Genomic DNA, 24,942 nt, shown 5'->3' with positions numbered 1-24,942 from the left:
GGACCATGCCGATCGAAGTGGCGAGCAGACGCCGCAAGGTGCAGCGCCCGGACGCGGTGGTCGTCGACGTGACCTCCCGCGGCCCCGACCCGTGGGTGCGCTTCAGCCCGTTCTACCCGCACGGCCAGATCCCGGTGCCGTTGTCGCCGGGCGTGACGAGCGAATCCGTCGAGGGCGTCTGGCAGGCGTTGAAGGTGTTCGAGGGCGCCGACGTGGACCCGTCGAAGCTCACCGTGACGTCGATGAAGGGCCTGAAGCGCACGGTCCGCCGCTTCGGGCAGGTCCGGGGCCACCGTGCGGGCCTGGCGGGCGAGAGCCTGCTCGACTACCGCACCGCGCGCCGTGAGATCTACCTGCCGGCCTACCGCTGGGTTCTGGAGCACCGGTTGCAGGCCGAGGTCGCGCGGTTACACGAGTTGGCCGAGTCCTCGGACGTCGTGCTCCTGGACTACACGACCAACGGCGACGTCGAGGACATCAGCAGTCCGTTGTCCCACGCGGCTTTGGTCGCCGACCACCTGAGAAGGCTCACTCCCTCGTGCGGGGTATGACCGATTTATACTTCTCCCCTTACGGCTTTGGGGGTCGGCAGTGGCGACATCGGACAAGCAGCTCTTCAAGATCGTGGACGCGCTCGCCGAGGTGCGGCGCTCCTCCGGCCAGCAGTACGACACGTTTCGCGTGCGCGGCAAGGTGTTCGGCTACTACTGGCCGCGCACGAGGACCGTGGGCGTGAAGCAGACGCTGTCCGAGCAGCTGGCGCTGGTGGCGGAGCGGCCGGAGGTGTTCGAGGTGCAGTTCACGGCCGGTGGCTTCGGCTGGGTCGTGGTGCACCTGGAGGGCATCGACGCCGACGAGCTGCGTGAGCTGGTGTTCGAGGCGTGGCGGCTGTCCGCGCCGGACGAGCTCGTCGCCCAGGTGCCGGACCTCGCGCGATGACCAGGGTCAAGTTCGAGCTGCCCGCCGACGACCTCGCTCGTGCGACGGCGTTCTACCGCGATGTCTTCGGCTGGTCGGCGCAGCGGTTGCCGTTCGACTACGTGCTCGTCGACACCGGCGGCGACCCCGTCGACGTGCAGGACGCGGACGGTGGGATCTCGCCGCGGACCGAGTTCGTGCAGGGGCCCGTGCTGATCGTCGACGTGGTGAGCATCGACGACGTGGCGCGCAAAGTCCTCGAAGCGGGTGGCGAGGTGCTCAACGCCAAGGAACGCGTGGGCGACTACGGGTACTCGCAGTACGTCAAGGACAGTGAGGGCAGCGTGCTCTGCCTGTGGGAACCCGTCGCGGACGGCTCGGCGGCCACCTGATCGCGGACTGAGTCACAATCCGGGCCGAGGTCCTGTTTGGACTGCCGGGCCGGTGTTGTTTCTCGCACGGGACCGCTCGACTGCCTCCGCGCGTGGGTCAGGCCCGTCCGGGCGGGGAGCTCCGAACCCGCGATCTGCGCGTTGGCGCCGGCTGGCCTCGTGCCCACGTTCGGCCACCACCCGCGCGGCCGCAGCGAAGCGCGCCGGCGGTGGACGTGCTCGGTGCGGCGGGTACGGCCGGCTGCTCGCCGGGCTCGGCACCGGCCTGAACTCGGTTGCGGCGTACCAGATGTTCGCGGTCTTCTACCAGGAGGCCGACATCGGCCAGGCGCGGTTCGCGACGCACATCGTCAGAAGCGGTGGACGCGCGGTGCGTGGCCGTGGGGTTATTTCGGCGAGCACGACGATCTGTTCGCCGGCGCGCGGGACAGGGATGACAGAGGGATGACGACCATGCAGCACACCGTGATCGACGGCGTCGACGTGTACTGGGCGCAGGGGCCGGCGCCGATGACCGCCACCCTGACGTTCGGGTGTGGAGTGCGGGACGAGTCGTTCCGCACGCTCGGTGTCACGCACCTGATCGAGCATCTGGCGATGAGCACGCTGCCGCGCCTGCACCACGAGCACAACGCGAGCGTGGGCGTCGAGGTGACGCGGTTCTTCGCCACGGGCAAGCCCGCCCAGCTCGTGGACTTCATCGCCGCGGTGTGCGAGGCGCTGGGTGACCTGCCGCTGTCGCGCATCGAGAAGGAAGCCGGCGTGCTCACGGCGGAAGGCTCCGCCGCGTGCCACCCGACCGCCGGCGTGCTGCTGGCGCGCCGGTACGGGATCGCCGGACCCGGTCTCGCGCCGTGGGACGGCCCTGGCTACGACCAGCTCCCGGCCGAGGCGGTCACGGCGCACGCCGCGAAGTTCTTCACCAGGGGAAACGCGGTGCTGACCCTGACCGGCCCGCCACCGGAGGGGCTGCGTCTGCCGCTTCCGGACGGCCCGCGAGTGGTGCACGAACCGACGCCGCCGCGTCTCGCCGGCGGTCCGCGGTGGCTCGCTGAGGAGGTGCCGTGCGTCGGCATGTCGTTGCGCGGCCCGTCGGTCTCGCCCGTGAGCGCGCTCGGCCTGCAGGTGCTGTCCCATCGGCTCACCGAGGTGGCCCGCAAGGAGAAGGGGCTGAGCTACGGCGTCGACGGCGACCGCGCCAGCGCTGATCCGGCCACGACGGATCGCGTCATCTGGGTGGACGCCCGCGAGGGCCAGGAGGCGGAGGTCGCGTCGATCCTCTGGGAGACCGCGCGGGAGCTCGCGAGGTCCGGCCCGACGCGGGAGGAGCTCGACCACGAGCTCGCCGGCTTCCGCGAGATGGCCGAGGACCCGCGGTTCGTCGAGGGCGACCTCGACGAGTTCGCCCGTTCGGCGCTGCTCGGCGAGCCGTACCGGTCGCCCGCCGAGTGGCTGGAGGCGCTCGCCGCGACGACTCAGGCACAGGTCGCGGACGCGTTGGCCGAGTCACTGCGCACCGCGTTGATCGTCGTGCCGGGTGAGGTGCGGCTCGAACTGTCCGACCTGGACGGGAAGCCGGTCCCTGCGGGCGGTTGCACGACGCCGGAATGGCAGCCGCGGGGCAAGGTGTTCAAGCCTGCTCTGCTCGCCCGTGCGGCGAGCGCGGCGGCACGCGGGGCACGGCTGCACCTCGCGCCCGACGGTGTGGGGTTGATCGACGGCGGTGACCGGCACTTCGTCCGGTTCGCCGACGTCGTGGGTGTGCTGGCACAGAACGGTTCCCGCACCGTGTTCGGCAGATCGGGCTGCGTCGTGCCGGTTCACTCGGACCTGTTCAAGGGCATCGAGCCCGCGATCGCCGCGGTCGACGCACAGGTGGATCCGGGTGTGGTGTTCCCGCCTTCCGTCTCCACCGCTTGAAGGGCTTGACCTCCAGGGCGACGGAGGGTTGCGGTGTGAGTTCGGCTGGTGGGCGCCGCAGCTGACGGTCTTAGGAACCACTTGGCGGACAGTGGAAACCTCGTCGGCAGGCACAGCAGGAAGCCTTCCGCATTCCCCCGGAGCAGTCCGTGTCCGCCGACGAGGGTGACACGGTGCGGGGGAGTGGCGCGGGCGAATCAGCGGAACAGGATGCGGGTGATCTCGGTGTCCGTCGCGCGGCCCTCGTCGTAGCCGCCCTCGCCCCTGAGGTCGTTCATGATCGCGAGCGTGTACCGCTCATCCGGCCCGACGAACCCGACGGAGTTCATCACCCAGCCGCCGTCCTCCTCCGACCAGCCGTTCTTCACGCCGGAGTCGGGACCCCAGACGCCCCACTGCTGCGCGGGGCCGACCGAGCGCATCTGCCCGACGATGTAGGCGCGGTCCTCGGCGGGAACGGTGTCGAGGACGTAGTTGATCAGGCGGTCCAGGTCGTTCGCGGTGCACTTCTCGAAGCCCCAATAGGGGAACGAGGACGCGTAACCCCGTTGTGGCACCAGCTCGGTCATCCCGTACTTGCCGAACGCCGCGTTGAACGTCGTGGGGCCGTAGCGCTGCCACAGCGTGTCTGCCGCGTCGTCGTCGGAACTGTGCAACATCGCGGTCATCAGCCGGCGGTCGTCGTTGCTCAGCCTGATCTTGCCGGCACGGTGGCGTTCCAGCAGGTTCACGACCATCGCGAGCTTGATCGTCGACGCGGTCCACGTCAGGTCGGCCGCGTGGTCGTTGCGCCAGATCGCGCCGCTCTTGCGGTCGCGCAGCACGAAACCGACGGTGCCCGGCCTGGTCTCCGCGTAGTCCTGGGCCGCCTTGAGCCGCTTCTGGAACCCGCATTCGAACCCGCTGTCGGGCAGCGGGCAGACCTCGGGCGTCGCGACGAGAGGCGCTGCCGCGGGGGTGTGCTGTCGCTGCGGCGTGTTCGCCACGGCGGGTGGTTCCGCCGTCACGGCGTGACCGCACGCCGTCAGGGCGAGCGCGCACGCGACAAGGATCGGACGGAGCATGCGCCGCACGCTAACGGGTCCGATCGGAGACGGTCGACCGCCATCCGGCCGCGCGGCCGAACGACCCAAAAGTCAAAGATGTTTGACATGGTGTCTGCTTCGCTTTACCTTGGTGATGTCAGGTTCTTTGACATCAGGAGCGGGACCGTGGCGTTCGAAGAGAAGCGCGCATGGGCCTTGGCGATCATCGCCGTGGTCGGCTATTCGGCGTACGTGCTGGTCGTGCTCGGGCAGGCGGCGGGGCGCCCGTTGGCCGAGGCGCCGTACATCGGCGCGATGCTGTGGACGGTGGGGCTCGGGATCGTCGCCGGCATCGTGTCAGGGATCTGGCTCGGCATCGCCGCGCGCAACGACGGCCTGCAGGCCGACGAACGGGACCGCGAGATCGGTCAGTTCGGCGAGCAGATCGGGCAGTCGTTCGTCGTCATCGGCAGTGTGGCGGCGATGGCACTGGCCATGGCCGAGGTGGCGCACTTCTGGATCGCGAACGTGCTCTACCTGTGCTTCGTGCTGTCGGCCGTGCTCGGGTCGATGGCGAAGATCGCGGCTTACCGGCGAGGGATGCCGTGAAGCCGACGAAGGTCACGAACTCCATCCGCGCGCTGCGGTTCGCGAACGGCGAGATGAAGCAGGCCGATCTCGCCTCCGCCATCGGCGTGACGCGGCAGACGCTGATCGCCATCGAGCAGGGCAGGTACTCGCCCTCGCTGGAGGTCGCGTTCAAGATCGCGCGCGCGTTCGGGGTGTCGCTCGAAGAGGTGTTCCAGTACCCGGAGGAGGACGAATGAAGGCTGTCGTGCAACGAAGATACGGATCGGCGGTGTTCGGTGACCTGGACGTGCCTGTACCTGGGAAGGGTCAGGTTCTGCTGGAGGTGCGGTCGGCGGGCGTCGACATGGGCACCTGGCACCTCCTCGCCGGGAGGCCGTACCTGGTGCGGTTCATCGGGTTCGGGGTCCGCGGACCGAAGTCACCCGTGCCCGGCCGGGACGTCTCCGGTGTCGTGAAGGAGATCGGCCCCGGCGTCACCGGGTTCGCGCCGGGGGACGAGGTGTTCGGCACGTGCGACGGGGCGTTCGCCGAGTACGCCGTCGCGCCGGTCTCGCAGCTGGCGCGCAAGCCGGCCGGAATCTCGTTCGCGGAGGCGGCCGCCTTGCCCATCTCGGGCGGGACCGCGCTCCAGGGGCTGCGTGAAGTGCAGGCAGGGCAACGGGTGCTGGTGCTCGGCGCCGGTGGCGGCGTGGGCTCCTACGGGGTGCAGATCGCGAAAGCCCTGGGCGCACACGTGACCGGTGTGTGCAGCACCCGGAAGGCCGAGCTGGTGCGGTCGCTGGGCGCCGACGAGGTCGTCGACTACACGGCCGCGGACTTCACCGGCACCTATGACCTCATCCTGGACTGCGGCGGGGGCAGGCCGTTGTCCAGGCTGCGCAGGGCTTTGACGCCGCGCGGGACGTTGGTGCTGGTCGGTGCCGAGACCGGGGGAACACTGACAGGCGGGTTCGAACGGATGTTGTTCGCGGCCGCGCTGAACCTGTTCGTGTCGCACAAGCTGGCCCCGCTCATGTCGGCCGAACGCGCCGACGTCTTCGACGAGCTGCGCGTGCTGGTCGAGGCGGGCAAGGTGAAACCGCCGGTGGAGCGGGAGTTCCCGTTGTCCGAGGCGCTGGACGCGATCGACCATGTCTACTCGCGACGGTCGCTCGGCAAGGTCGTCGTCACGATCTGACCGCCGAGCACCACGGCGGTCACGTGCTGCAACGCCGTGATGTCCCGCATGGGATTGCCTTGCACGGCGATGATGTCCGCGTCCCAGCCGGGCTTCAGGACGCCCTTGGTGACGCTCAACGCCTTCGCCGCCTGACTGGTGGCACTGGCGAGCACGACCGCGTTCGGGATGCCCGCCTCGATCATCTGGCCGAGGGCGCAGGCGGTGATCCCGTGCGGCTTGCCCGCCCCGATCCCGCCATCAGTGCCGGCTGCGGCCTTGCAATGGCGCGTGGGCGGTCACCGGGAGACCGTGCGCGTGGGCTTCCTCCACGACCACGCGGAGTTCCTGTTCGGTGAACTGGCAGTCGCCGACGGCGCTGCCGGGCGTCGCGAACCCGCCGCCGGCCATGACCTTGACGACGTCGACCTGGCGTTCGGCCCGGTCGCGGACGGCCCGGCGGAGCTCGTCCTCGCCGCTGGCCTCGCCACCCATCGACCAGCAGTGACCCCGCGGGGAGGTGATCGGCGGGCCGGACGCGAGCACGCGCTGGCGGTGCTTCGACCTCTGCTCCACCACCGACCACCGCCGGTCGCCCAGGTCGCGGACGGTGGTCACGCCCGCCCTGAGGTGACGGTCGAGGCTGTCCCTGATCACCGCGTCCAGGTGTGCGTCGGTGAACTCGGGCAGCCGGTCCAGCGCGCCGTCCTCGCTGTCCGCGCACAGGTGGACGTGCGTGTCGATCAGTCCGGGTAGGACCGTCGCGGTGCCGAGGTCGACGACCTCGGCACCGGGAACGTCAGGATGCCCCTGCTCGACGGCCGTGATCCTCCCGTTCCCGGTGATGACCGTGACGGGCCCGGCGAGCGTCCGCTCACCGTCGAAGGCTCGCCCTGCACGCAGTGCCAGCATCGGCACATTCTGAGCGCCACCTGCCGGGAAAGCAATGGTCAGCGTGCGTGCGGGAGGGTGAACGACTCGACCTGCGGCAGGTCGTGCCCGAGCCGGTCGCGCTTGGCCGTCAGGTACGCGATGTTGTGCTGGTTCGGCGTCATCAGCGACGGCACGCGCGCGGTGACCGGGATGCCGTGAGACTCCAGTGCCGCGATCTTGTCGGGGTTGTTGGACATCAGCCGCACGGACCGCACCCGGAGGTGCTTGAGCACCCGCGCCGCGGGCGTGTAGTCACGCACGTCGACGGGGAGACCGAGCGACGTGGCCGAGTCCAGCGTGTCCAGTCCCTGGTCCTGCAACACATGCGTGCGGATCTTGTCCACCAGGCCGATTCCGCGGCCCTCGTGCCCGCGCAGGTACACGAGGATGCCGCTGCCTTCCCGCACGATGGTGTTCAACGCGGCGTCGAGCTGTTCGCCGCACTCGCACCGCATGGCGGCGAAGATGTCGCCGGTCATGCACTCGGAGTGGATGCGCACCAACACGTTCTCGCGCAGCTTGGTCTTGCCGAAGACGAGGGCCATGTGTTCGTGACCGTCCGCGCGGAACGCGACTGCTCGGAAGGTGCCACGGCGGGTCACCAGGTCGGACTCCGCCACGTCTGCGTCGTTGAAGGCCTGTTCGAACATCTCGGGTCCCCTCGTCCAAGGCGCCTTCCGAGCGCGGTCATCTACGCTCGGATGGAGATCGCACCGTAACCCGACCGCACAGCGGAGGTCACCCTGTTCAGCATCACCGTCCGCGATCACGTGATGATCGCCCACAGCTTCCGCGGCGAGGTCTTCGGTCCGGCGCAACGTCTGCATGGTGCAACGTTCCTGGTGGACGCAACGTTCAAACGGGCTGAGCTCGACGCCGACAACATCGTCGTCGACATCGGACTCGCGACCCAGGAGCTGAACAAGGTCCTGGCCGCGTTCAACTACCGCAACCTGGACGAAGAACCGCAGTTCGCGGGCATCAACACGTCCACGGAGTGGCTCGCGAAGCACATCGCCGACCAGCTCGCGGACCGCATCTCCGCGGGTGCGCTGGGTGAGGGCGCTCACGGGATCGATGCGATCGCCGTCACACTCCACGAGTCCCATGTGGCGTGGGCGAGCTACGAACGTGCACTTCGTCCTTCCGGCTGACGTCGACGACCCGGCCAGTCCCAGCGGCGGCAACGTCTACGACCTCCGGATCAGCGGAGGCCTGAACCGTCTGACCGTCGCTGGTGACTGGCCGCGCCCGGCCGGCGCCACCGCGTTGGAGCAAACGCTTGCGCGGATCCCCGACGATGCCGTCGTCCTGATCGACGGCCTGGTCGGCTGCGGCGTGCCCGAAGTGGTCGTCCCGCACGCGCGACGGCTCAGGCTCGCCGTCCTCGTCCACCTCCCGCTGGCCGACGAGACCGGGCTCGACCCCGCCACGGCAGCGGCCCTGAACAGCAAGGAAGGCCAGGTCCTGCGGGCCGTGAGCGCCGTCGTCGCGACCAGCCCCACGGCCGCACGCGGCCTCAGGGCGCGGCACGGGCTCGGCCACGTCCACGTCGTCCTCCCGGGCACCGATCCGGCACCACGAGCGCGCGGCACGGACGGCGTGCACCACCTGCTCTGCGTCGCGTCGATCACACCCCGCAAAGGCCATGACGTGCTGGTCAGGGCGTTGCGGAGGATCGAACGCGACTGGCGGCTGACGTGCGTGGGCCCGCATCGGCCGTTCCTGCGGACCCTGCCGGCGGACGAGCGCGTCAGCTTCCCCGGACCACTCACCGGCGAGGCTCTGACCAGCGCTTACGACAGCGCCGACCTGTTCGTGCTGGCGTCCCGCGCCGAGACCTACGGCATGGTCGTCGCGGAGGCGCTCGCGCATGGTCTGCCGGTCATCGCCAGCGCGGTCCCGGACGCGCTCGGCGAGGGCGGCCTACTCGTTCCCGCCGGCGACGAAAACGCGTGGGAAGCTGCACTGACACGCTGGTTCCAAGATCAGGAGTTCCGGGCGGAACTGCGGGCCAGAGCGCTCGCCAGAAGGGCCACTCTGTCCACTTGGGACGAGTCCACACAGGACCTGCGGAGGGTGCTGGCTACTCTGCGGCCATGACCTTCGCCCCGGAATGGCTGGCACTGCGGGAAAACGCCGACGCACAGGCACGCTCGACCGAGCTCGTCGACATCGTCCGCGAAACTCTGCTGAACCGAACCCCCCTGACGATCCGTGACCTCGGTTGTGGCACGGGATCGATGGGACGATGGCTCGCCGGGAGGCTCGGCGGCGTACAGCACTGGGTGCTGCACGACCGCGACCCCCGGCTGCTCGGGCTGGCGGAGGCCGGCATGAGCGCGCTGGAGAACGTCACCGTCGAGACGCGTGAGGGCGACCTCACCTCCCTGACGGCCGCTGACCTCGCGGGTACCGGCCTGGTCACCTGCTCCGCGTTGCTCGACCTGCTCACCGCCGAAGAGATGAACGCTCTGGCCGCCGCCTGCGTAGAAGCTCATGTGCCCGCACTGTTCACGCTCTCGGTGGCAGGCCGGATCGAGCTCGACCCGGCCGAGCCGCTCGACGTCGCCTTCCAGGACGCGTTCAACGCTCACCAGCGCCGCGTCGTGGACGGACGCCGTCTGCTCGGACCGGACGCACCGGCCGCCGCCGAAGAGGCGTTCGCGGCACTCGGCGCTTCGGTGCACACGGCACAGAGCCCCTGGCGCCTGGAGGCCGACGCCCTGCTGGGCGAGTGGCTGAAGGGCTGGGTCGGCGCCGCGGTGGAGCAGGAACCCGCACTCGCCGCCGAGGCGTCCGAGTACCTGCGCCGCAGGTCAGGGGCGTCTGCGGTGGTCCACCACGTCGACCTGCTGGCACTACCGGGAGCTGTGTGATGAACAAGTTCTGGCCGTGGCTCCGTCTGCTTCTGGCGGTGGCGATCCTGGTGGGACTGGGCCTGCGCCTGGGCACCGGGGCGTTCCTCGACGGGCTGCGCGCCATCGACGCGTTCTCCGTCGCCGCCGCACTGGCGATCGGGCTCGTGACGACGCTGCTCAGCGCGGGCCGCTGGGTGCTCGTTGCGCGCCGCCTCGGCCTGTCGCTGTCCCTGCGAACCGCGGTCAGCGACTACTACCGCGCGTTGCTCGTCAACGCCGTGCTGCCGGCCGGCGTGCTCGGCGACGTGCACCGCGCGGTCAACCACGGCCGTGAGTCGGGCGACGTCGGACGGGGCGTGCGCGCCGTGTTCTTCGAACGCTTCGCAGGCCAGGTGGTGCTCATCGGAATCGGGCTCGCGGTGCTGCTCACGCACCCCGCACCCGGCCTGGATCTCGCGCCGGACGGCACGACCGCCGCGCTCGTCCTGGCCGGTCTGGTGGCGCTCGTCGGCGTCGGCTGGCACCTCCGGCCGGTCAGGAAAGCGCTGGTCAACACCTTGGCGGACGGCATCCGGCTGCTGTCGCTGAAGACCTGGCCCGCGGTCGTCGGGCTGTCGGCCGCCACGGTCGCGGGCTACGTCGCGATGTTCCTGGTGGCTGCCCGCGCCGCCGGGTCGGACGCCACGATCACCCAGCTCGCGCCGGTGATCGTGCTGGCGTTGCTGATCATGGCGATCCCGGTCAACATCGGCGGGTTCGGCCCGCGCGAGGCGTTCCTCGCGGTGGCGTTCGGTGCCGCCGGTCTGGGCGCCGCGCAGGGCTTCACCACCGGCATCGTCTACGGCGTGCTGGCGTTGATCGCCGCGCTGCCCGGCGCGGTCGTGCTGCTCGTGTCACGCCGGAGGAAGGCCGAACAGGTCGAGGTAGTGGCGGAACGACTCGGTCAGTCCCGCGAGCAGGAGCTCGCCCTTGCGCGCTGACGCGAGCGAGGGCCGCCCGATGACGCCGGACGTGGTGTACGGCGCCAGACCCAGGGTGAGCATGTGCCGCCGGTCCTCCGCCAGGTGGTCGGAGGCTTCGTAGCCGGGACGGAGGAGATCGGGGTGGGCGTGCAGCAGGATCGAGGTCTCCAGCTCACCCGCGTGCATGTCGCTGTACGCCGAGGTCTCGATGCCGGCCTTCTCCCGCGCGAACGCCCAGTCGTCCCGTCCGGGGAACAGTGCCAGGCCCTCGCCCTCCTGCACGACGTTCGACAGCGCGTAGTTGCCGCCGTGGCCGTTGACCAGGACCAGGTTCGTGACACCGGTGCGGCGCAGCGAGTCCGAGATGTCCGTGACGACTGAGATCAGCGTGCGCGCGGTGATGCTGACGGTGCCCGGCCAGTCGGCGTGTTCCTGCGAGCACGAGAACTGGATCGGCGGCAGCAGCCGGACCGGGTACCTCGCGGCGATCTCCGACGCGATGGTCCACGCGATCACCGAGTCCGTGGCGAGCGGCAGGTGCGGGCCGTGCTGCTCGGTGCTGCCGATCGGGAGCACGGCCACATGCTTGTCGCGGACGTCGACCGTGGTGTCACTCGGAAACATGGCTGTCACCATTCTCGGGACCGTAGTCAATCCGGTGGCACAGCGCCGGAATCTGCCCATCGGCCAGCTTCGGCAGCACGTCCGGCAGCTCCTCGAACGCGCTGGAGCCGGTGATCAGCGCGTCGAACCGGGCGTCGGCCAGCAGGTCGAGCGCGAGAGCCAGGCGTTCGGCGTAGGTGCGGTCCGGGCGGCCGACCGTGCCGACCTGGCTGCTGCGGATCGTCAGCCTGCGCGAGTGGAAGAACTCGCCCAACGGCACGGAGACCTTCCGGTCGCCGTACCAGCTCAGCTCGACGACGCGGCCTTCCGGCGCGAGCAGGTTCAGCGCGGTGGTGAGGCCGGCTTCCGTCGCGCTGGCGTGGAAGACGAGGTCGCAGCCGTCGAGAGCGTTGCCCGGCAAGGCGAAGCCGACACCGAGCTGATCGGCGACGGCCCGCCGGCCGGGATCGGCGTCGACGAGTTGCACACGGGCACCGGGGAACGTCGCCAGCACCGCCGCGACGCTCGACCCGACCATGCCGCCGCCGACCACCGCGATCCGGTCGCCGATCAACGGACGCGCGTCCCACACGGCGTTGACCGCGGTCTCGACGGTGCCCGCGAGCACCGCCCTCGCGGCCGGAACCGCCTCCGGCACGAGGGTGACCGAGTTTTCCGGGACCACGTAACGAGTCTGATGTGGATAGAGACAGAACACCGTGCGCCCCCGCAGTCGTTCGGGTCCATGTTCGACGACGCCGACGTTGAGGTACCCGTACTTCACCGGCCACGGGAACTCGCCCTCCTGGAAGGGAGCCCTCATCACCTCGTACTGGCTCTCCGGCACGCCACCGCGGAAGACGAGGGTCTCCGTGCCACGGCTGACGCCGGAGAACAGCGTGCGCACCTCCACCTCACCCGGACCGGGCTCGGTCAGCGTGACCTGCCGAACTTCCCCGTTTCCGGATTCATTGAGCCAAAAGGCACTCGCCGTACGTGTCACTCGCAACACCTCCGCCGCACGAAGTTCGTTAGGGGCACCTGATGATCACACTTCAGCACACCAGGACCGCGCCCGTCCTGCGGGAGCCTGCCATCTGGGCGGGCCTTCAGGTCCTCGCGCTGGGCGTGGCCGGTGCCACGGCCGGACTCGGCCCGCTCGGCTGGGCCGCCGGTCTCGCCTACGGGTTCGCCACCTGGGCGTTCCTCGGCTACGGCATGCAACGCCACCGGACGGCGGCGCTGGGGCCCGCTGACCGGGTCACGCTGGCCAGGGGCCTCATGGTCGGCGTGGTGACCGCGCTGGTCGCCGACCGCGCCGGCCAGGACGTGCCGGTCGCGCTGGTCGTGACGCTGGCGGCCGTCGCGCTGTCCCTCGACTGGGTGGACGGCCAGGTCGCCCGCCGCACGGGCACCTCGACCGCGCTGGGCGCGCGGTTCGACATGGAGGTCGACGCGTTCCTGATCCTCGTGCTCAGCGCGTACGTCGCCGTGCACATGGGTCCGTGGGTGCTCGCGATCGGGCTCATGCGGTACGTGTTCGTCGCCGCGTCGTGGCGCCTGCGGTGGATGAACGCGCCGCTGCCCGCCAGCTACGCGCGCAAGGTCGTGGCCGCGGTGCAGGGCATCTTCCTCGTCGTGGCGGCTTCGGGCCTGCTCCTCTTCGCGCCGGCGCTCGTCGGTCTCGCGCTGGCATCGCTGGTGTGGTCGTTCGGTCGCGATGTGCTGTGGCTGTGGACCAACTCCGCCGTTTCGGTGGGAGGATCCCGGCATGTCTGAGCAGACCTCTACCGCGGCGAAGATCGGCAACATCGTCGTCTGGATCCTGCAGATCGTGCTCGCCGTGCAGTTCGTGATGAACGGCTACGCGTTGTTCACCGACCAGTTCGTCGCGAAGTTCGACGACATCGGCTTCGGTCAGTGGTTCCGCTACTTCACCGGTGTGCTGGAGATCGCCACCGCGATCGGGTTGCTCGTCCCGCGGATCTGCGGCCTCGCGGCGCTGGGCCTCGCGGGCATCATGGCCGGTGCCGCGCTCACCGAGATGGTCCTGGTCACGAACGGCGGTCTCGACGCCGCCACGATGCCGTTGATCTTCATGGTGTGGGCGCTGGTGATCGCGATCTACCGCCGCGAGCAGATCTTCGGTGTGTTCAGGCCGGCGAAGAGGTGACCTTCGGGAAGTAACGCAGCACCGCGACGTCCCCGACTTTCGTGACGTCCTCCAGGTGGAATCGGCGTGCCGGTCCACCGGGGAATTCGGCGGGATTCACGAAACGCGGCGCCGTCGCCTGCCCGATCAGCATCGGCGCCACCGCCACCCGGATCTCGTCGGCCAGTCCGGCTTCGAGGAACGCGGTGTGAATACTCGTGCCGCCTTCGACCATGAGCTTTCTCACCCCGCGTGCGCCGAGATCGTCGAGAATCTCCGAGAATGCGCTGAAGGTCTTCGTTTCGGCGAGGTGGCCGACCGTGGTCGCAGGGCTGCGCGAGTAGACCAGCCGCTCACCTCCGCAGTGCCAGAACCGCAGCTCAGGGTCCAGATCGCCGCTCCTGGTGACCGTGACGCGCAGCGGGAACTCCGGTTTGCCCTCGGCTATTCTCCGCGCGCGCCGCTCGTCGCTGTAGACGAGCAGACGCGCGTTGTCACGGCGTAACGTCTCGGCCCCGGCCAGAATCGCGTCCGACTCCGCGCGCATCCGGTCGACGTGGTCGAAGTCCTCCGCGTTGGAAAGCGGAAACCTCTCGGTGCCGCGATCGTCGATGTGGCCGTCGAGGCTGACGGCGACGCTCAGCAGAACGTGCGGTCGGGTCACGAACTCGATCGTAGAGCAGTTGAACCGGTCGCGGGCCGTGCCGCGTTTACCTCAGAGGGCAGGAAAGGGGATTCTCGGTGAAGGTGTTGCTGCGGCGGACGGCCACGGTCCTGGCAGGCCTGTTCGTGTTGTTCGTGCTCATCGCACCGAGCGACCTGGAGAAGTTCACGTTCGAGGCGTTCCTGCGGGTACCGCTCGAAGGCCTGGTCGGCGTCATGGTGCTGGTGCTGCTGCCGGACCGGTTCCGCCGGCCCGTCGCCATCGCCGGTGGGGTGGCGCTGGGGTTGTTCACGGTCGTGAAGATCATGGACATCGGCTTCGACCTGGTGCTGTACCGGCCGTTCGACCTCGTGCTGGACTGGCCGCTGCTGGTGCCCGCCATCGACTTCGTGGACGTGACGTTCGGCCGGTTCGCCTCGGTCCTCGCCGTCGGCCTCGCGGTCGCGCTGGCCGGCGGGATCGTGTTCGCGGCGGCGATCTCGGTGCAGCGGCTCGGTTCCGCCGCCGCCGGACGGCGCCCTGTCGCGATCCGCGCGGTGGCGCTGGCGGCCGTGGCGTGCGTGTCGCTCGCGATGCCCGGCATCCCGGTCTACTCCGACGCCGCGGCCACGTCGCTGGTCGATCACGCGCGGCGCGTTCAGGCCGGGCTGCACGACCAGGAGAAGTTCGCGGCGGAGGCTTCGGTCGACGCGTTCCGCGGACATCCTGGCCTGTTGTCCTCGTTGCAGGGCAAGGACGTCGTCTTCACGTTCGTGGAGAGCTACGGCAAGTCGGCCCTCGACCTGCCGGACGTCGCCGCGAAACTGACCGACGGCGACGCACGGCTGAAGGCGGCCGGGTACGCGGCCCGCTCGGCCTACCTGACTTCCCCGACCGCCGGTGGCGGCAGCTGGATGGCGCAGGCGACCCTGCTGTCCGGGCTGTGGATCGACAACCAGCAGCGGTACCGCAACCTCGTGGCGTCCGACCGGCTGACCCTGCCGCGGGCGTTCCGCGAGGCGTCGTGGCGCTCGGTCGGCGTCGTCCCCGGCATCACCCAGGCGTGGCCGGAAGGCGACTTCTTCCACTACGACGAGATCTACGCCGCCGCCGACCTCGGGTACACCGGCCCGCGCTTCGGCTACGCCACGACGCCGGACCAGTTCACGTTGGAGTCGTTCCAGCGCGCCGAGCGCTCCCAGGCGCACGGCCCGGTGATGGCGGCGATCCCGATGGTGTCCTCACACGCGCCGTGGTCGCCGACGCCGGACTTCGTCGGGTGGGAGCAGCTGGGCGACGGCGCGATCTACTCGACGATGCCCGCCTCGAACGACCCGCCGGAGTCCATCTTCGGCCGCGACCCGGCGGCCGTGCGCGCCGACTACGCGCACTCCGTCACGTACTCGCTGGAGTCGGTGATCTCGTACCTGGAACGGTACGGCGACGAGAACCTGGTGTTCGTGTTCCTCGGCGACCACCAGCCGGCGCAGATGGTGACCGGCGAGGGAGCCTCGCGGGACGTGCCGATCACCATCGTGGCCAAGGACCCGGCGGTGCTGCAGCGGGTCGAGGGCTGGCAGTGGCACGACGGCATCAAACCGGGAGGGTCGGCCCCGGTGTCGCGGATGAGCGACTTCCGGGACCAGTTCCTCTCGGCCTTCAGCCCGCCGAAGCCCTAGAGCGTGTCCCGTGAGTCCGTTCGATGAGAGTCACGGCCCTCGGCCGCGACTATCGCGGACGAGACTTGCGGGACGCGCCCTAGCCCATCGTCTTCTGGCCGTCGATCGTCTCGCGGATGATGTCCGCGTGCCCCGCGTGCTGCGAGGTCTCGGCGACGATGTGCACGAACACCCGCCGCGCCGACCACGTCTTGCCCTCGGGGAACCACGGGGCGGCCGGCAGCGCGTGCGACAGGTCCAGGTCGACCGTCTCGACGAGCTTGTCGGTGTAGGCCGCGACCTCGTTGTACCGGGCGATGATGCCCTCCAGCGTCTCGCCCGGCTCCATCCGGAAGTTCGCCGCGTGGTTCTCGTAGTCCGTCGACTCGGGGTCGGACTCCATGGCGGACGTGCCGTGCTCGATGAACTTGACCCAGTTCTCCTCGACCGACGCGACGTGCTTGATCAGGCCGCCGATGCACAACGCGCTGGCGGTCGGACTCGCCGCCGCCTGCTCGTCGGTCAGGCCCTGCGCGGTGAACGTCAGGAACCAGCGGTGCTGCCGCAGGGTCTCGAGGAGGTCCGCGCGCTCGCCGGTGAGGATCTCGGTGGTGGTCATCGCTTCTGTCCTTCGCTCGTTTGTCCCGACATGAAGGACTGTAGGACCACTTGAGGTCAGCTTGTGTCCTAGACGAGCGGCGGCTCTAGCGAAACTTGAGTGCGGGCTGTGTTTTGAACGAGTAGGCAGTACCTGGCCGGGGCTGAACCCGAGGGAAGCGCCGGGGCGCCTGAGCTGGGCTCACGGGCTCTCCAAGTAACCGTCGTCCGGCCGGTCGACCCGGCCGCCGCCCTCCTCGGTCTCCTCGATGTGCATCGCGGTCTCCTCAGGGGCGGTGACGTGCTCGCCGTCCTCGGCCACCGCGACCGCGTCCGGCTCGGTGTCGACCGGCTCGCCGCCACCCTCGGGCGTGGTGAACTGCTGGTGTTCGGTCATGCCTCGTGGTTACCTGCGAGCCGGGCCCGCAAACGTCAGCACTGCTCCATTCGGAACCACGACTGCAGAGCGTGACCAGGTTCGTCCCCTGCGCGAAACCCAACGACGTCGCGGCACGGCGGCATTAGTGTCGGAGCATGATTGCCGAGGACCTCCAGCGCTACCTGCAAGACTCGCGCGACTCGATCCTGTCCTCATTGGACGGACTGGCCGAGTTCGACGTGCGCCGCCCGCTCGTGCCCAGCGGCACCAACCTGCTCGGTCTGGTGAAGCACCTGGTCGGCATCGAGTTCGGCTACCTCGGCGACTGCGTGGGCCGTCCCGCACCGGTCACGCTGCCGTGGAACGAGGACGGGTCGGTCTGGGAGAACGGCGACATGTGGGCCAAGCCCACCGAGAGCCGTGAGTACATCGTCGACCTGTACCGCCAGGCCTGGAGGCACTCCGACTCCTCGATCGCGGAACTGCCGCTGGACGCGCCGGGCTCGGTGCCGTGGTGGCCGCGGGAACGCCGCGGCACCACGTTCGGGCACCTGCTCGTCCGCGTCGTCGCCGAGACGGCACAGCACGCCGGGCACTGCGACATCGTGCGGGAGCTGATCGACGGGCGGTCCGGCGCGGACAACCCCGACGGCTACTACGACCTGGTCCTGAGCATGGCGAGCGCGCCGACCACCGGGCCGGGCACGAGCAGCAAGAACGCGTAACGCCAGGTCACGACCTCGGCGAGCAGCGGAACGAGCTGGATGCTGACCACCGTCAGCCCGAACCCGACGGCGGTCAGCGCGGTGAGCGCCGTCCCGACGTAGCGCGGGTCGGCGACCTCGCTCAACGACGCCGAGAACACCCCGGAGTCCGCGATCACCGAGGCGCCCCACACCGCGCAGAACGCGATCAGCAGCGACGTGCCCCAGGCCAGCGGTGAGAGCAGGCAGCAAAGTCCGCTCACCGTCAACGCCCCGACCGCGGCGGGGGCGCGGCCGAACCGGTCCGCCGCCCAGCCGCCCGCGAGACATCCGGCGAACCCCGCCACGCCCATCGTCAGGAACACCGTCAGGCCAACGGGTTCCCGCGAGCTCAGCAGGAACGTCGGTAGCCACGTCCACAGCGCGTACAGCTCCCACATGTGCCCGAAGTAGCCGAGGTTCACCAGCCGGGGCTTGCGTTCGCGGAACATCTGTACGGCATAGCGAGGGTTGAGCTGCGTGGTCGTGGCGGTGAGGAACGGTCCTGGCCGGACGAACGCCACCGCCACCACCGCGCCGGCGAACGCGATCAGGGCCGCGGCCACCAGCACCTGACGCCACGGCAGCTGCCCGAACACGTGGGGCAGCGCCGATCCGAGCGTCAGCGCCCCGATCAGCACGCCCAGCGCACGGCCGCGGTTGTGGGGCTGTGACCAGGACGCCATCAGCTTCATGCCCACCGGGTAGACGCCGGCCAGCGCCACCCCGGTCAGGAACCGCAACGGGATCGCGGCGCCCAGCCCGTTCACGAACAGCCCGAGCACCAGCGTGAGCGCCGCACCCGCCGTCGCCGACGAGGCGAGCAGCAGGTGCGGGCGGACGCGGTCGGCCAGGTTGAGCACCGTGGCCCCGACCGCGCCCGCGACGAAGCCGAGCTGCACGGAGGCGGTCAGCCACACCGCCGCGCCCGCGCTGATGCCCCACTCGACCCTCAACGAGGGAACCACGGCGGACATCGAGAACCACACGGCCAGGCCCAGGACCTGGACGAGCGCGATGGCCGTGCGCTGGATGAGCATCGCTGCATTGTGAACCCTGTCGAAAGTAAAGGCCGATCGGTTCCGATGGGCAGGGGCGCCAAGACCGCGAACTTCGTAGTTTCGGCTGGGTGACTTGGCTTGTGATCGGCACCGACGCGGTGCTGGGCGTGTTCGCGGTGATGTTCGCGGTGCTGTGGTTCCGGCACCGGCTGAGGGCTTTCCTCGCCGGTGCCGGCGTGGTGGTGGCCTATGCGGTCAGCGAGGTCATCAAGCTCGTGGTCCAGGAGGAACGGCCCTGCCGCACGGCACCGTCGCTGGCACCGTGCCCGGAGCCGGGTGACTGGTCGTTCCCCAGCAACCACTCGGTGGTGGCCGGCGGCTCGGCGATGGCGATCTGGGCGCTGCACCGGACGTTCGGCTGGGTGGCGGCGGTCTGCGCGCTCGCGGCGGCGGCGTCGCGGGTTGTCGTCGGTGTCCACTATGTACACGACGTGCTGGCCGGGCTGGCGCTCGGAGCGTTGGTGTCGTGGGGGATCGCGGTACTGCTGACCAGGAGGGAGCGGGCGCGGGCGGACGACGCGCCGACCGTTGTGCTGCAGCGACTGCGATGATGGGTGCCGTGAGGGTGCGGCTGGTCCTGTGGATGTGCGCGGCGTTGCCGGTGGTGGCTACGGCGGCGACCTCCCGGCCTGGGCGGCTCGCCGTCTGGGAAGTCGTGCTGTACCTGGCGGTCCTCGCCGCGGCGCTCGTCGTCGTGAACCGGCGGCCGGCGGTGGCGCTCGGTCTCGCGCTCGGCGCGTGGCTCGTCTGTTACCTCGTCCGCGTCGAGTCCGACAGCGTCATCGGCGTGGTCGCGCTGGCCCCCGCGCTCGCCGTCACGAGCTTCCTCGCCGGGCGGCACGCCGCGGACCCACGCCCGACCGCGATCGCCCTGAGTCTCGCCGAGATCGCCGGTGTCGTCGTCGCGCTGACCGAACGCGGCGGGTCGGACACCGCGCTCGCCGTCACCTCCGGCGTCGGGGTGCTCGGGGTGGTGCCCTGGGCGTTCGGGCGGTTCCGGCGTCGGTTCGCGGAGTTACGCGAGGTGGGCTGGGAGCACGCGGCGATGCTGGAACGCGACGCGGACAATGCCCGTGACGCGGAGCGTGCCCGGCTCGCGGGGGAGATGCACGACCTCGTCGGTCACGAGCTCGCACGGGCCGCGCTCCTCGTCGGTGCGCTGGAGCTGGAACCGACGCTGACCGCACAGCAACGGGAGGCCGCCAAGACCGCGCGGGCCAGCGTCACGGCCGCGGCGGAACGGCTGGCCGACGTCATGCAGGTGCTCCGGGCCGACGAGGACGAGCCCGTCGCGACGATCGAGGAGGTCGTCGCCAGGAGCGGACTCGACGTCGAGCTCACCAACGCGCGCACGACGGCGATGGACGGCATCATCGCCCGGACCGTGCACCGGGTGACCGCCGAAGCCCTGACGAACGTGATCAAGCACGCTCCCGGCGCCAAGGTGGCGGTCACCCTCACCGCGAACCTCGAACTGCGCATCACGAACGGCCCCGCGCCGAAGACCCAGGCCGTGGGCAGCGGCAAAGGGCTCGTGGGCCTGGCCGAACGTGTCGCGCTCGTCGGCGGCTGGTTCGAGGCCGCTCCCTCGGACGACGGCGGTTTCGAGGTCAGGGCGAAGCTGCCGGAACGCCCGCGCGCGAGGACAACGCCCACGCACGTGCGTCGCGAGCGCACGGAGGAGGAGATCCGCAAGAGCGCGAAACGCACTGTGCTGATCACATCGGTCGTCTGCGCGGGCATCGCGATCGGCGTGCCGGGCTACATGGTGTTCGACGCGGCGACGTCCGTGCTCACCGCGCAGCAGTTCGAACGAGCCGAGATCGGGCAGAACGAGGACGACCTCGACCTGCCGCTGCGCACCCGCGTCGACAACCCGCTCGGCGTCACCGCGCCGCCCGGCACCGAGTGCCGTTACTACAGCACGCACGCCAACCCGTTCGACGGCGCCCGCCACGACCTGCACCAGCTGTGCTTCCGGGATGATCGGCTGGTGTTCAAGCAGTGGCTCGCCAGGAGGAGCGGTTGATCAGGGTCGTGCTCGCGGACGACGAGCCGGTGGTCCGGTTCGGCGTCAAGGCCGTGCTCGCGACCGCCGGCGACATCGAGGTGGTCGCGGAGGCGGAGAACGGCAGCGCGGCGATCGACCTCGTCGCCCGGCACCGGCCCGACGTCGCCGTGCTCGACATCCGCATGCCCGTGCTCGACGGGCTGGACGCGGCCAGGGTGATCCGCGAGTGCCATCCGGGCACGAAGACGCTGGTGCTGACGACGTTCGCCGACGACGCCTACATCAGCCGGGCGCTGGGGGAGGGCGCGGCGGGGTTCGTGCTGAAGACCGGCGATCCGCAGGAGATCATCTCCGGGGTCCGTGCCGTGGCGGGTGGCGGTGCGTTCCTGTCCCCGTCGGTGGCGAAACGGGTCGTGGACCAGCTCTCGCGCGCACATCCGACGCCGCTCGCGACGCAACGGATCGCCGTCCTGACGGCACGGGAGCGAGAGGTGCTCGGCCTGGTCGGCGCGGGCCTGTCGAACGCCGAGATCGCGGCCCGCATCCACGTCGTCGAGGGGACGGTGAAGGTGTACGTCAGCACCATCCTGCGGCAGCTCGGTGTCCGCAACCGCGTGCAGGCCGCGATCATCGCCCACGAGTCGGGGATCATCCCAGAATGATCAGGCGCGGGTGATCAGGTGCGGGCGCCGATGCCCGAGATCGCCCGGACCTCCATCTCCGCCGACTTGGCCTCCATCTCCGGCTCTCGCCGGGAGAAGATCGTGGCGAGGAACCCGCAGAGGAACGAGAACGGGATCGACACCAGACCGGGGTTGCCGAGCGGGAACCACGCGAAGTCGAGCTCCGGGAAGATCGACGTCTTCGCGCCGGACATCACCGGCGAGAAGAGGATCAGCACCAGGCACGAGACCAGGCCGCCGTAGATGCTCCACAGCGTGCCGGTGGTGTTGAAGCGCCGCCAGAAGATCGTGTAGAGGATCGTCGACAGGTTCGCCGAGGCGGCGAGGGCCAGCGCGAGCGACACGAGGAACGCCACGTTCTGCCCGTTCGCCGCGATGCCGCCGAGGATCGACAGGATGCCGACCACCACGGCGGTGAGCCGCGCGACCCGGATCTCCCTGCGCGGCTCGGCGTTGCCGCGCTTGATCACGTTCGCGTAGACGTCGTGGGCGAACGAGGCGGAGGCGGCCAGCGTGAGGCCGGCGACCACGGCGAGGATCGTCGCGAACGCCACGGCGGACACGATGCCGAGCAGCACGGCGCCCCCGATCTCGAACGCCAGCAGCGGCGCGGCGGAGTTCTCGCCGCCCGGTGCCGCGGCGATCTTCTCGGTGCCGACCAGGGCCATCGCGCCGAAGCCGATCACCAGCGTGCAGAGGTAGAAGATGACCATCGTCCACGTCGCCCACACGACCGACCGACGGGCTTCGGCGGCGTTCGGCACGGTGTAGAAGCGCATCAGCACGTGCGGCAGCGACGCGATGCCCAGCACCAGCGAGAGAGCCAGCGACACGAAGTCCAGTTTGGACATCGCGCTGAAGCCGTACTTCGCGCCGGGGTCGAGGACCGCCTCGCCCAGCTCGTTGTTCTCGGTGGCCTGCTGCATGATCGCCGACAGGCTGAAGCCGAACTTGCCGAGCAGGAAGACGCTCATCAGCGTCACGCAGAGCAGCAGCAGGACGGCCTTGATGATCTGCACCCAGGTCGTGCCCTTCATGCCGCCGACCAGCACGTAGAGCACCATGACCATGCCGACCACCGCGATCAGCAGCGCCTGGCCCCACTCCGAGTTCACGTTGAGCAGCAACGCGATCAGGCCGCCGGCGCCCGCCATCTGCGCGATCATGTAGAAGAACGAGATCACCAGCGTCGCGTTCGCCGCGGCCGCGCGGACCGGCCGCTGCTTCATCCGGAACGCCAGCACGTCGCCGACGGTGAAGCGGCCGGTGTTGCGCAGGCCCTCCGCGATCAGCAGCAGGCCGACGAGCCACGCGACGACCCAGCCGACCGAGTAGAGGAAGCCGTCGTAGCCGTGCGCCGCGATGCCGCCGGAGATGCCGAGGAACGACGCGGCGGACAGGAAGTCACCGGAGAGCGCCACACCGTTCTGGGCGCCGGTGAACGAGCTGCCCGCGGCGTAGTAGTCCGACGCCGTGACGTTGCGGCTGCTCGCGCGATAGACGATGTAGAGGGTGATGAGAACGAAGACCGCGAAGACGCTGAGGTTCAGCACCGGGTTGCCGGTGGTGGGCATGCCTTACTCCTCGACGCCCGTCTTCTCGGCGAGCAATTTGCGCTGCGGGTCCAGCCGTCGCTTTGCGTAACGGGCATAACCGAGCGTGATGATGATCGAAGTCACAAACTGTCCGAGGCCCAGCAGGATCCCGAGGTTGATCACACCGATCACCTTGGTGCTGACGAAGTCTTTCGCGTACGCGGACAGCAGTACGAAGGTCAGGTACGACGTCAGAAAAAGAGCGGTCATCGGGAAGATGAACGTCGTGAGGCGGCGACGGAGAGTGCGGAATTCGTCGGTCTGCCGAATCAGCTCGAAGTTCGGTTTGCCGTTCGAATGGACGTACGACAAAGCCTCGGGGTCGTCGAACGACGCGAAACCCCGGATTTCCCGGTACTCGTGCTGTGCTTCGCCAGGCGACCTCATCGCCTTGGTCATGTACCCCTGCCCCTCGTGTGCGGCGACCACTGTAGCGCTCTCACGTGTGCAGTCAACGTGCCGGAGTCGCCGGAAACGGGCCAAACCGGACCAAAGCGGGAACGCGCCTGGACCGGAACCGGGCGAAAGCCGGACGTCACATTCGTCTCAAATGGTATGAACCGGGGATTGTACCAAGCTGATCACCGGAGTTGCGGCACATGCAACTGTGAACGACATGTCCAGACCGTTGTCGCACGTGTGCACCTGGCCTAGGATCGTTCGGTCCGCGTTTATGGTGACGGTTGGGGATAAAGTGGGGTTCTTAGCGCGCGAACGTCAAGTCGCGCCTCCCGGATGGAACCGCTGGCTCGTTCCGCCCGCAGCACTGGCGATTCATCTCTCCATTGGTCAGGCCTACGCCTGGAGCGTCTTCAAGACGCCGTTGGAGAAATCACTCGGCATCTCGGGAACGCAGTCCGCACTGCCCTTCCAGCTCGGCATCGTGATGCTCGGGCTCTCGGCCGCCGTGCTCGGCACGACGGTGGAGCGCAGGGGCCCGCGCTGGGCCATGCTGATGTCCCTGATCGCCTTCTGCTCCGGTCTCCTGATCTCGGCGGTCGGCGTGTGGGCCGGTCAGTACTGGGTCGTCGTCGTGGGGTACGGCCTGATCGGCGGCATCGGTCTCGGCATCGGCTACATCTCGCCGGTGTCCACGCTGATCAAGTGGTTCCCCGACCGGCCGGGCATGGCGACCGGTATCGCGATCATGGGCTTCGGCGGCGGAGCGTTGATCGCGTCACCCTGGTCGACCTCGATGCTGACGGCGTTCGGCACCACCACGTCGGGCATCGGCAAGGCCTTCCTCGTGCACGGCATCGCCTACGCGGTCTTCATGAGCCTCGGCGTGCTGCTGATCCGCCTGCCCTCCAAGGAGTTCACGGCGGCGAAGGAGGCACTGCTCAAGGACAGGCCGAAGTCGGGCGTCGCCTTCAACGTCTCGGCGAACAACGCGATCAGGACGCCGCAGTTCTGGCTGCTCTGGGTCGTGCTGTGCTTCAACGTCACCGCGGGCATCGGCATCCTGGAGAAGGCCGCGCCGATGCTGGTCGACTTCTTCAAGGAGTCCTCGACGCCGGTGGCCGCCACCGCCGCCACCGGTTTCGTCGCGCTGCTCTCCGCCGCGAACATGGCCGGCCGGTTCGTCTGGTCGTCCACTTCGGACATCGTGGGCCGCAAGAACATCTACCGCCTCTACCTCGGCGTCGGCGCGCTGCTCTACCTGGTGCTGCTGACGGCCGGCTCGTCCAGCACCCCGCTGTTCGTGATCGCGGCGATGGTGATCCTGTCGTTCTACGGCGCGGGCTTCGCGACCGTTCCGGCCTACCTGCGCGACCTGTTCGGCACGTACCAGGTCGGTGCGATCCACGGCCGCCTGCTGACCGCGTGGTCGGTGGCGGGCGTGCTCGGGCCGCTGATCGTCAACGCCATCGCGGACGCGGGCAAGAAGGCCGGGCACACCGGCCCGGACTTGTACGCCACGTCGTTCTACATCATGATCTCGCTGCTGGTCGTCGGTTTCGTCGCGAACGAGTTGATCCGCCCGGTCAACCCGAAGTTCCACGAGCCGAAGGCCGCCGCGGAGACCGGCACCCCCTCGCCGGTCACCGACCAGGACGCG

The 24,942-nt window shown here is 69.5% G+C and carries 30 protein-coding genes and 1 pseudogene; 19 read left to right on the top strand and 12 right to left on the bottom strand.

The annotated features are described in order from the left end of the window. The first annotated feature begins 5 nt into the window (after window positions 1-5). From ACRSBM_RS33675 to ACRSBM_RS33660, 4 genes are all read left to right on the top strand, one after another. The gene (locus tag ACRSBM_RS33675) at window positions 6-551 is read left to right on the top strand and encodes a DUF6939 family protein (RefSeq protein WP_434449837.1); all 546 of its coding nucleotides are present in this window, start codon (window positions 6-8) and stop codon (window positions 549-551) included. Window positions 552-591: 40 nt separating this feature from the next. Then, on the top strand, window positions 592-939 hold the full coding sequence (locus tag ACRSBM_RS33670; RefSeq protein ID WP_434449834.1) for an MmcQ/YjbR family DNA-binding protein: 348 nt from the start codon (window positions 592-594) through the stop codon (window positions 937-939). After that, window positions 936-1,310, top strand: a complete 375-nt coding sequence (locus ACRSBM_RS33665) for a VOC family protein (RefSeq protein ID WP_434449831.1) — start codon at window positions 936-938, stop codon at window positions 1,308-1,310. The genes ACRSBM_RS33670 and ACRSBM_RS33665 overlap by 4 nt, the downstream gene beginning before the upstream one ends. A gap of 453 nt (window positions 1,311-1,763) precedes the next feature. Then, window positions 1,764-3,230, top strand: coding sequence for a M16 family metallopeptidase (locus ACRSBM_RS33660; RefSeq protein ID WP_434449828.1), 1,467 nt, complete (start codon window positions 1,764-1,766; stop codon window positions 3,228-3,230). A gap of 197 nt (window positions 3,231-3,427) precedes the next feature. On the opposite strand, the gene ACRSBM_RS33655 is transcribed toward ACRSBM_RS33660, so the two are convergent. Beyond that, window positions 3,428-4,294 carry a tat pathway signal sequence gene (locus tag ACRSBM_RS33655; protein WP_434449825.1) on the bottom strand — a complete coding sequence of 289 codons (867 nt, stop codon included), beginning with the start codon at window positions 4,292-4,294 and terminating at the stop codon, window positions 3,428-3,430. 147 nt (window positions 4,295-4,441) lie between these two features. Between ACRSBM_RS33655 and ACRSBM_RS33650 the strand changes: the two genes are divergently transcribed. The 3 genes from ACRSBM_RS33650 to ACRSBM_RS33640 are packed head-to-tail and all read left to right on the top strand — an operon-like array spanning window position 4,442 to window position 6,023. Then, the gene (locus ACRSBM_RS33650) at window positions 4,442-4,864 is read left to right on the top strand and encodes a hypothetical protein (protein ID WP_434449823.1); all 423 of its coding nucleotides are present in this window, start codon (window positions 4,442-4,444) and stop codon (window positions 4,862-4,864) included. A 53-nt stretch (window positions 4,865-4,917) separates the two neighbouring features. Continuing rightward, the gene (locus ACRSBM_RS33645; RefSeq protein ID WP_434453332.1) at window positions 4,918-5,082 is read left to right on the top strand and encodes a helix-turn-helix transcriptional regulator; all 165 of its coding nucleotides are present in this window, start codon (window positions 4,918-4,920) and stop codon (window positions 5,080-5,082) included. Then, window positions 5,079-6,023 (top strand): NAD(P)-dependent alcohol dehydrogenase, encoded by a 945-nt coding sequence (locus tag ACRSBM_RS33640; protein ID WP_434449821.1) that lies wholly within the window; start codon window positions 5,079-5,081, stop codon window positions 6,021-6,023. The genes ACRSBM_RS33645 and ACRSBM_RS33640 overlap by 4 nt, the downstream gene beginning before the upstream one ends. Here ACRSBM_RS33640 and ACRSBM_RS33635 read toward each other — a convergent pair. The 3 genes from ACRSBM_RS33635 to ribA are packed head-to-tail and all read right to left on the bottom strand — an operon-like array spanning window position 5,981 to window position 7,585. Then, window positions 5,981-6,232: an amidohydrolase family protein gene (locus ACRSBM_RS33635; RefSeq protein WP_434453331.1), complete on the bottom strand. Its 252-nt coding sequence runs from the start codon at window positions 6,230-6,232 to the stop codon at window positions 5,981-5,983. The genes ACRSBM_RS33640 and ACRSBM_RS33635 overlap by 43 nt on opposite strands. Before the next feature lie 31 nt (window positions 6,233-6,263). Next, a complete protein-coding gene (locus tag ACRSBM_RS33630) occupies window positions 6,264-6,914 on the bottom strand; it encodes an amidohydrolase family protein (protein ID WP_434449818.1) in 651 nt (216 codons plus the stop codon). 38 nt (window positions 6,915-6,952) lie between these two features. After that, entirely contained in the window at window positions 6,953-7,585 is a 633-nt protein-coding gene (gene ribA, locus ACRSBM_RS33625; protein WP_434449815.1) for a GTP cyclohydrolase II, read from the bottom strand. Between the two features lie 93 nt (window positions 7,586-7,678). Here ribA and ACRSBM_RS33620 point away from each other — a divergent pair, with 93 nt between their 5' ends. Genes ACRSBM_RS33620 through ACRSBM_RS33605 form a run of 4 tightly spaced genes read left to right on the top strand, consistent with a single transcriptional unit; the run spans window position 7,679 to window position 10,776 of the window. After that, window positions 7,679-8,089, top strand: a complete 411-nt coding sequence (locus ACRSBM_RS33620) for a 6-pyruvoyl trahydropterin synthase family protein (RefSeq protein WP_434453330.1) — start codon at window positions 7,679-7,681, stop codon at window positions 8,087-8,089. After that, on the top strand, window positions 8,067-9,038 hold the full coding sequence (locus ACRSBM_RS33615; RefSeq protein WP_434449812.1) for a glycosyltransferase family 4 protein: 972 nt from the start codon (window positions 8,067-8,069) through the stop codon (window positions 9,036-9,038). Before ACRSBM_RS33620 ends, ACRSBM_RS33615 begins: the two co-directional genes overlap by 23 nt. After that, the gene (locus ACRSBM_RS33610) at window positions 9,035-9,814 is read left to right on the top strand and encodes a class I SAM-dependent methyltransferase (RefSeq protein ID WP_434449809.1); all 780 of its coding nucleotides are present in this window, start codon (window positions 9,035-9,037) and stop codon (window positions 9,812-9,814) included. Before ACRSBM_RS33615 ends, ACRSBM_RS33610 begins: the two co-directional genes overlap by 4 nt. Further along, a complete protein-coding gene (locus ACRSBM_RS33605) occupies window positions 9,814-10,776 on the top strand; it encodes a lysylphosphatidylglycerol synthase transmembrane domain-containing protein (RefSeq protein WP_434449807.1) in 963 nt (320 codons plus the stop codon). Before ACRSBM_RS33610 ends, ACRSBM_RS33605 begins: the two co-directional genes overlap by 1 nt. Here the strand turns inward: ACRSBM_RS33605 and ACRSBM_RS33600 are convergent. Together ACRSBM_RS33600 and ACRSBM_RS33595 are read right to left on the bottom strand one after the other, a co-directional pair. After that, window positions 10,690-11,382, bottom strand: coding sequence for a creatininase family protein (locus ACRSBM_RS33600; RefSeq protein ID WP_434449804.1), 693 nt, complete (start codon window positions 11,380-11,382; stop codon window positions 10,690-10,692). The two genes, ACRSBM_RS33605 and ACRSBM_RS33600, sit on opposite strands and share 87 nt — an antisense overlap. Further along, a complete protein-coding gene (locus ACRSBM_RS33595) occupies window positions 11,369-12,364 on the bottom strand; it encodes a zinc-dependent alcohol dehydrogenase (RefSeq protein WP_434449801.1) in 996 nt (331 codons plus the stop codon). Before ACRSBM_RS33595 ends, ACRSBM_RS33600 begins: the two co-directional genes overlap by 14 nt. A gap of 41 nt (window positions 12,365-12,405) precedes the next feature. Here ACRSBM_RS33595 and ACRSBM_RS33590 point away from each other — a divergent pair, with 41 nt between their 5' ends. Both ACRSBM_RS33590 and ACRSBM_RS33585 read left to right on the top strand, forming a co-directional pair. Beyond that, entirely contained in the window at window positions 12,406-13,140 is a 735-nt protein-coding gene (locus tag ACRSBM_RS33590) for a CDP-alcohol phosphatidyltransferase family protein (protein WP_434449798.1), read from the top strand. Next, the gene (locus ACRSBM_RS33585) at window positions 13,133-13,534 is read left to right on the top strand and encodes a DoxX family protein (RefSeq protein ID WP_434449796.1); all 402 of its coding nucleotides are present in this window, start codon (window positions 13,133-13,135) and stop codon (window positions 13,532-13,534) included. The genes ACRSBM_RS33590 and ACRSBM_RS33585 overlap by 8 nt, the downstream gene beginning before the upstream one ends. Here ACRSBM_RS33585 and ACRSBM_RS33580 read toward each other — a convergent pair. Beyond that, window positions 13,515-14,177 carry a RibD family protein gene (locus ACRSBM_RS33580; protein ID WP_434449793.1) on the bottom strand — a complete coding sequence of 221 codons (663 nt, stop codon included), beginning with the start codon at window positions 14,175-14,177 and terminating at the stop codon, window positions 13,515-13,517. The genes ACRSBM_RS33585 and ACRSBM_RS33580 overlap by 20 nt on opposite strands. Window positions 14,178-14,254: 77 nt before the next feature. Here ACRSBM_RS33580 and ACRSBM_RS33575 point away from each other — a divergent pair, with 77 nt between their 5' ends. Next, window positions 14,255-15,835: a sulfatase-like hydrolase/transferase gene (locus tag ACRSBM_RS33575; protein ID WP_434449792.1), complete on the top strand. Its 1,581-nt coding sequence runs from the start codon at window positions 14,255-14,257 to the stop codon at window positions 15,833-15,835. Between the two features lie 79 nt (window positions 15,836-15,914). On the opposite strand, the gene ACRSBM_RS33570 is transcribed toward ACRSBM_RS33575, so the two are convergent. Both ACRSBM_RS33570 and ACRSBM_RS33565 read right to left on the bottom strand, forming a co-directional pair. Further along, entirely contained in the window at window positions 15,915-16,433 is a 519-nt protein-coding gene (locus tag ACRSBM_RS33570) for a DinB family protein (RefSeq protein WP_434449789.1), read from the bottom strand. Window positions 16,434-16,613: 180 nt separating this feature from the next. Further along, on the bottom strand, window positions 16,614-16,808 hold the full coding sequence (locus ACRSBM_RS33565) for a hypothetical protein (RefSeq protein ID WP_434449787.1): 195 nt from the start codon (window positions 16,806-16,808) through the stop codon (window positions 16,614-16,616). 137 nt (window positions 16,809-16,945) lie between these two features. Between ACRSBM_RS33565 and ACRSBM_RS33560 the strand changes: the two genes are divergently transcribed. Further along, window positions 16,946-17,515, top strand: coding sequence for a DinB family protein (locus ACRSBM_RS33560; protein ID WP_434449784.1), 570 nt, complete (start codon window positions 16,946-16,948; stop codon window positions 17,513-17,515). Here the strand turns inward: ACRSBM_RS33560 and ACRSBM_RS33555 are convergent. After that, window positions 17,446-18,573 carry an MFS transporter gene (locus tag ACRSBM_RS33555; protein ID WP_434449781.1) on the bottom strand — a complete coding sequence of 376 codons (1,128 nt, stop codon included), beginning with the start codon at window positions 18,571-18,573 and terminating at the stop codon, window positions 17,446-17,448. The two genes, ACRSBM_RS33560 and ACRSBM_RS33555, sit on opposite strands and share 70 nt — an antisense overlap. An 89-nt stretch (window positions 18,574-18,662) precedes the next feature. Here ACRSBM_RS33555 and ACRSBM_RS33550 point away from each other — a divergent pair, with 89 nt between their 5' ends. From ACRSBM_RS33550 to ACRSBM_RS33540, 3 genes are read left to right on the top strand one after another with little or no spacing between them, the layout of a single operon-like run. Further along, entirely contained in the window at window positions 18,663-19,145 is a 483-nt protein-coding gene (locus ACRSBM_RS33550) for a phosphatase PAP2 family protein (protein WP_434449778.1), read from the top strand. Between the two features lie 8 nt (window positions 19,146-19,153). Continuing rightward, window positions 19,154-20,623 carry a sensor histidine kinase gene (locus ACRSBM_RS33545; RefSeq protein ID WP_434449775.1) on the top strand — a complete coding sequence of 490 codons (1,470 nt, stop codon included), beginning with the start codon at window positions 19,154-19,156 and terminating at the stop codon, window positions 20,621-20,623. Further along, window positions 20,620-21,267, top strand: coding sequence for a response regulator (locus ACRSBM_RS33540; RefSeq protein WP_434453329.1), 648 nt, complete (start codon window positions 20,620-20,622; stop codon window positions 21,265-21,267). Before ACRSBM_RS33545 ends, ACRSBM_RS33540 begins: the two co-directional genes overlap by 4 nt. A gap of 14 nt (window positions 21,268-21,281) precedes the next feature. Here the strand turns inward: ACRSBM_RS33540 and ACRSBM_RS33535 are convergent, their stop codons facing one another. Further along, complete coding sequence (locus ACRSBM_RS33535; protein ID WP_434449773.1) at window positions 21,282-22,862, bottom strand: solute symporter family protein; 1,581 nt, start codon at window positions 22,860-22,862, stop codon at window positions 21,282-21,284. 3 nt (window positions 22,863-22,865) lie between these two features. Then, window positions 22,866-23,282, bottom strand: a complete 417-nt coding sequence (locus tag ACRSBM_RS33530) for a DUF485 domain-containing protein (protein ID WP_434449771.1) — start codon at window positions 23,280-23,282, stop codon at window positions 22,866-22,868. A 274-nt stretch (window positions 23,283-23,556) separates the two neighbouring features. Between ACRSBM_RS33530 and ACRSBM_RS33525 the strand changes: the two are divergent. Next, window positions 23,557-24,903 (top strand): annotated as a pseudogene (locus ACRSBM_RS33525) (OFA family MFS transporter); the annotation flags it as partial. Window positions 24,904-24,942: the final 39 nt, after the last annotated feature.

Source organism: Lentzea xerophila, assembly GCF_051094245.1.
GTDB lineage: Bacteria > Actinomycetota > Actinomycetes > Mycobacteriales > Pseudonocardiaceae > Lentzea > Lentzea xerophila.
Note: the sequence above shows the minus strand (reverse complement) of the source record. Positions and strands in the feature narration are given on the sequence as shown.

Excerpts from the sequence above, each read along its gene's own strand:
- ACRSBM_RS33645 (WP_434453332.1), top strand. The coding sequence starts at position 4,918 with ATGAAGCAGGCCGATCTCGCCTCCGCCATCGGCGTGACGCGGCAGACG.
- ACRSBM_RS33535 (WP_434449773.1), bottom strand. The coding sequence starts at position 22,862 with ATGCCCACCACCGGCAACCCGGTGCTGAACCTCAGCGTCTTCGCGGTC.
- ACRSBM_RS33660 (WP_434449828.1), top strand. The coding sequence starts at position 1,764 with ATGCAGCACACCGTGATCGACGGCGTCGACGTGTACTGGGCGCAGGGG.
- ACRSBM_RS33600 (WP_434449804.1), bottom strand. The coding sequence starts at position 11,382 with ATGTTTCCGAGTGACACCACGGTCGACGTCCGCGACAAGCATGTGGCC.
- ACRSBM_RS33560 (WP_434449784.1), top strand. The coding sequence starts at position 16,946 with ATGATTGCCGAGGACCTCCAGCGCTACCTGCAAGACTCGCGCGACTCG.
- ACRSBM_RS33675 (WP_434449837.1), top strand. The coding sequence starts at position 6 with ATGCCGATCGAAGTGGCGAGCAGACGCCGCAAGGTGCAGCGCCCGGAC.
- ACRSBM_RS33605 (WP_434449807.1), top strand. The coding sequence starts at position 9,814 with ATGAACAAGTTCTGGCCGTGGCTCCGTCTGCTTCTGGCGGTGGCGATC.
- ACRSBM_RS33570 (WP_434449789.1), bottom strand. The coding sequence starts at position 16,433 with ATGACCACCACCGAGATCCTCACCGGCGAGCGCGCGGACCTCCTCGAG.
- ACRSBM_RS33590 (WP_434449798.1), top strand. The coding sequence starts at position 12,406 with ATGATCACACTTCAGCACACCAGGACCGCGCCCGTCCTGCGGGAGCCT.
- ACRSBM_RS33530 (WP_434449771.1), bottom strand. The coding sequence starts at position 23,282 with ATGACCAAGGCGATGAGGTCGCCTGGCGAAGCACAGCACGAGTACCGG.
- ACRSBM_RS33655 (WP_434449825.1), bottom strand. The coding sequence starts at position 4,294 with ATGCTCCGTCCGATCCTTGTCGCGTGCGCGCTCGCCCTGACGGCGTGC.
- ACRSBM_RS33640 (WP_434449821.1), top strand. The coding sequence starts at position 5,079 with ATGAAGGCTGTCGTGCAACGAAGATACGGATCGGCGGTGTTCGGTGAC.
- ACRSBM_RS33610 (WP_434449809.1), top strand. The coding sequence starts at position 9,035 with ATGACCTTCGCCCCGGAATGGCTGGCACTGCGGGAAAACGCCGACGCA.
- ACRSBM_RS33565 (WP_434449787.1), bottom strand. The coding sequence starts at position 16,808 with ATGACCGAACACCAGCAGTTCACCACGCCCGAGGGTGGCGGCGAGCCG.
- ACRSBM_RS33630 (WP_434449818.1), bottom strand. The coding sequence starts at position 6,914 with ATGCTGGCACTGCGTGCAGGGCGAGCCTTCGACGGTGAGCGGACGCTC.
- ribA (WP_434449815.1), bottom strand. The coding sequence starts at position 7,585 with ATGTTCGAACAGGCCTTCAACGACGCAGACGTGGCGGAGTCCGACCTG.
- ACRSBM_RS33555 (WP_434449781.1), bottom strand. The coding sequence starts at position 18,573 with ATGCTCATCCAGCGCACGGCCATCGCGCTCGTCCAGGTCCTGGGCCTG.
- ACRSBM_RS33585 (WP_434449796.1), top strand. The coding sequence starts at position 13,133 with ATGTCTGAGCAGACCTCTACCGCGGCGAAGATCGGCAACATCGTCGTC.
- ACRSBM_RS33665 (WP_434449831.1), top strand. The coding sequence starts at position 936 with ATGACCAGGGTCAAGTTCGAGCTGCCCGCCGACGACCTCGCTCGTGCG.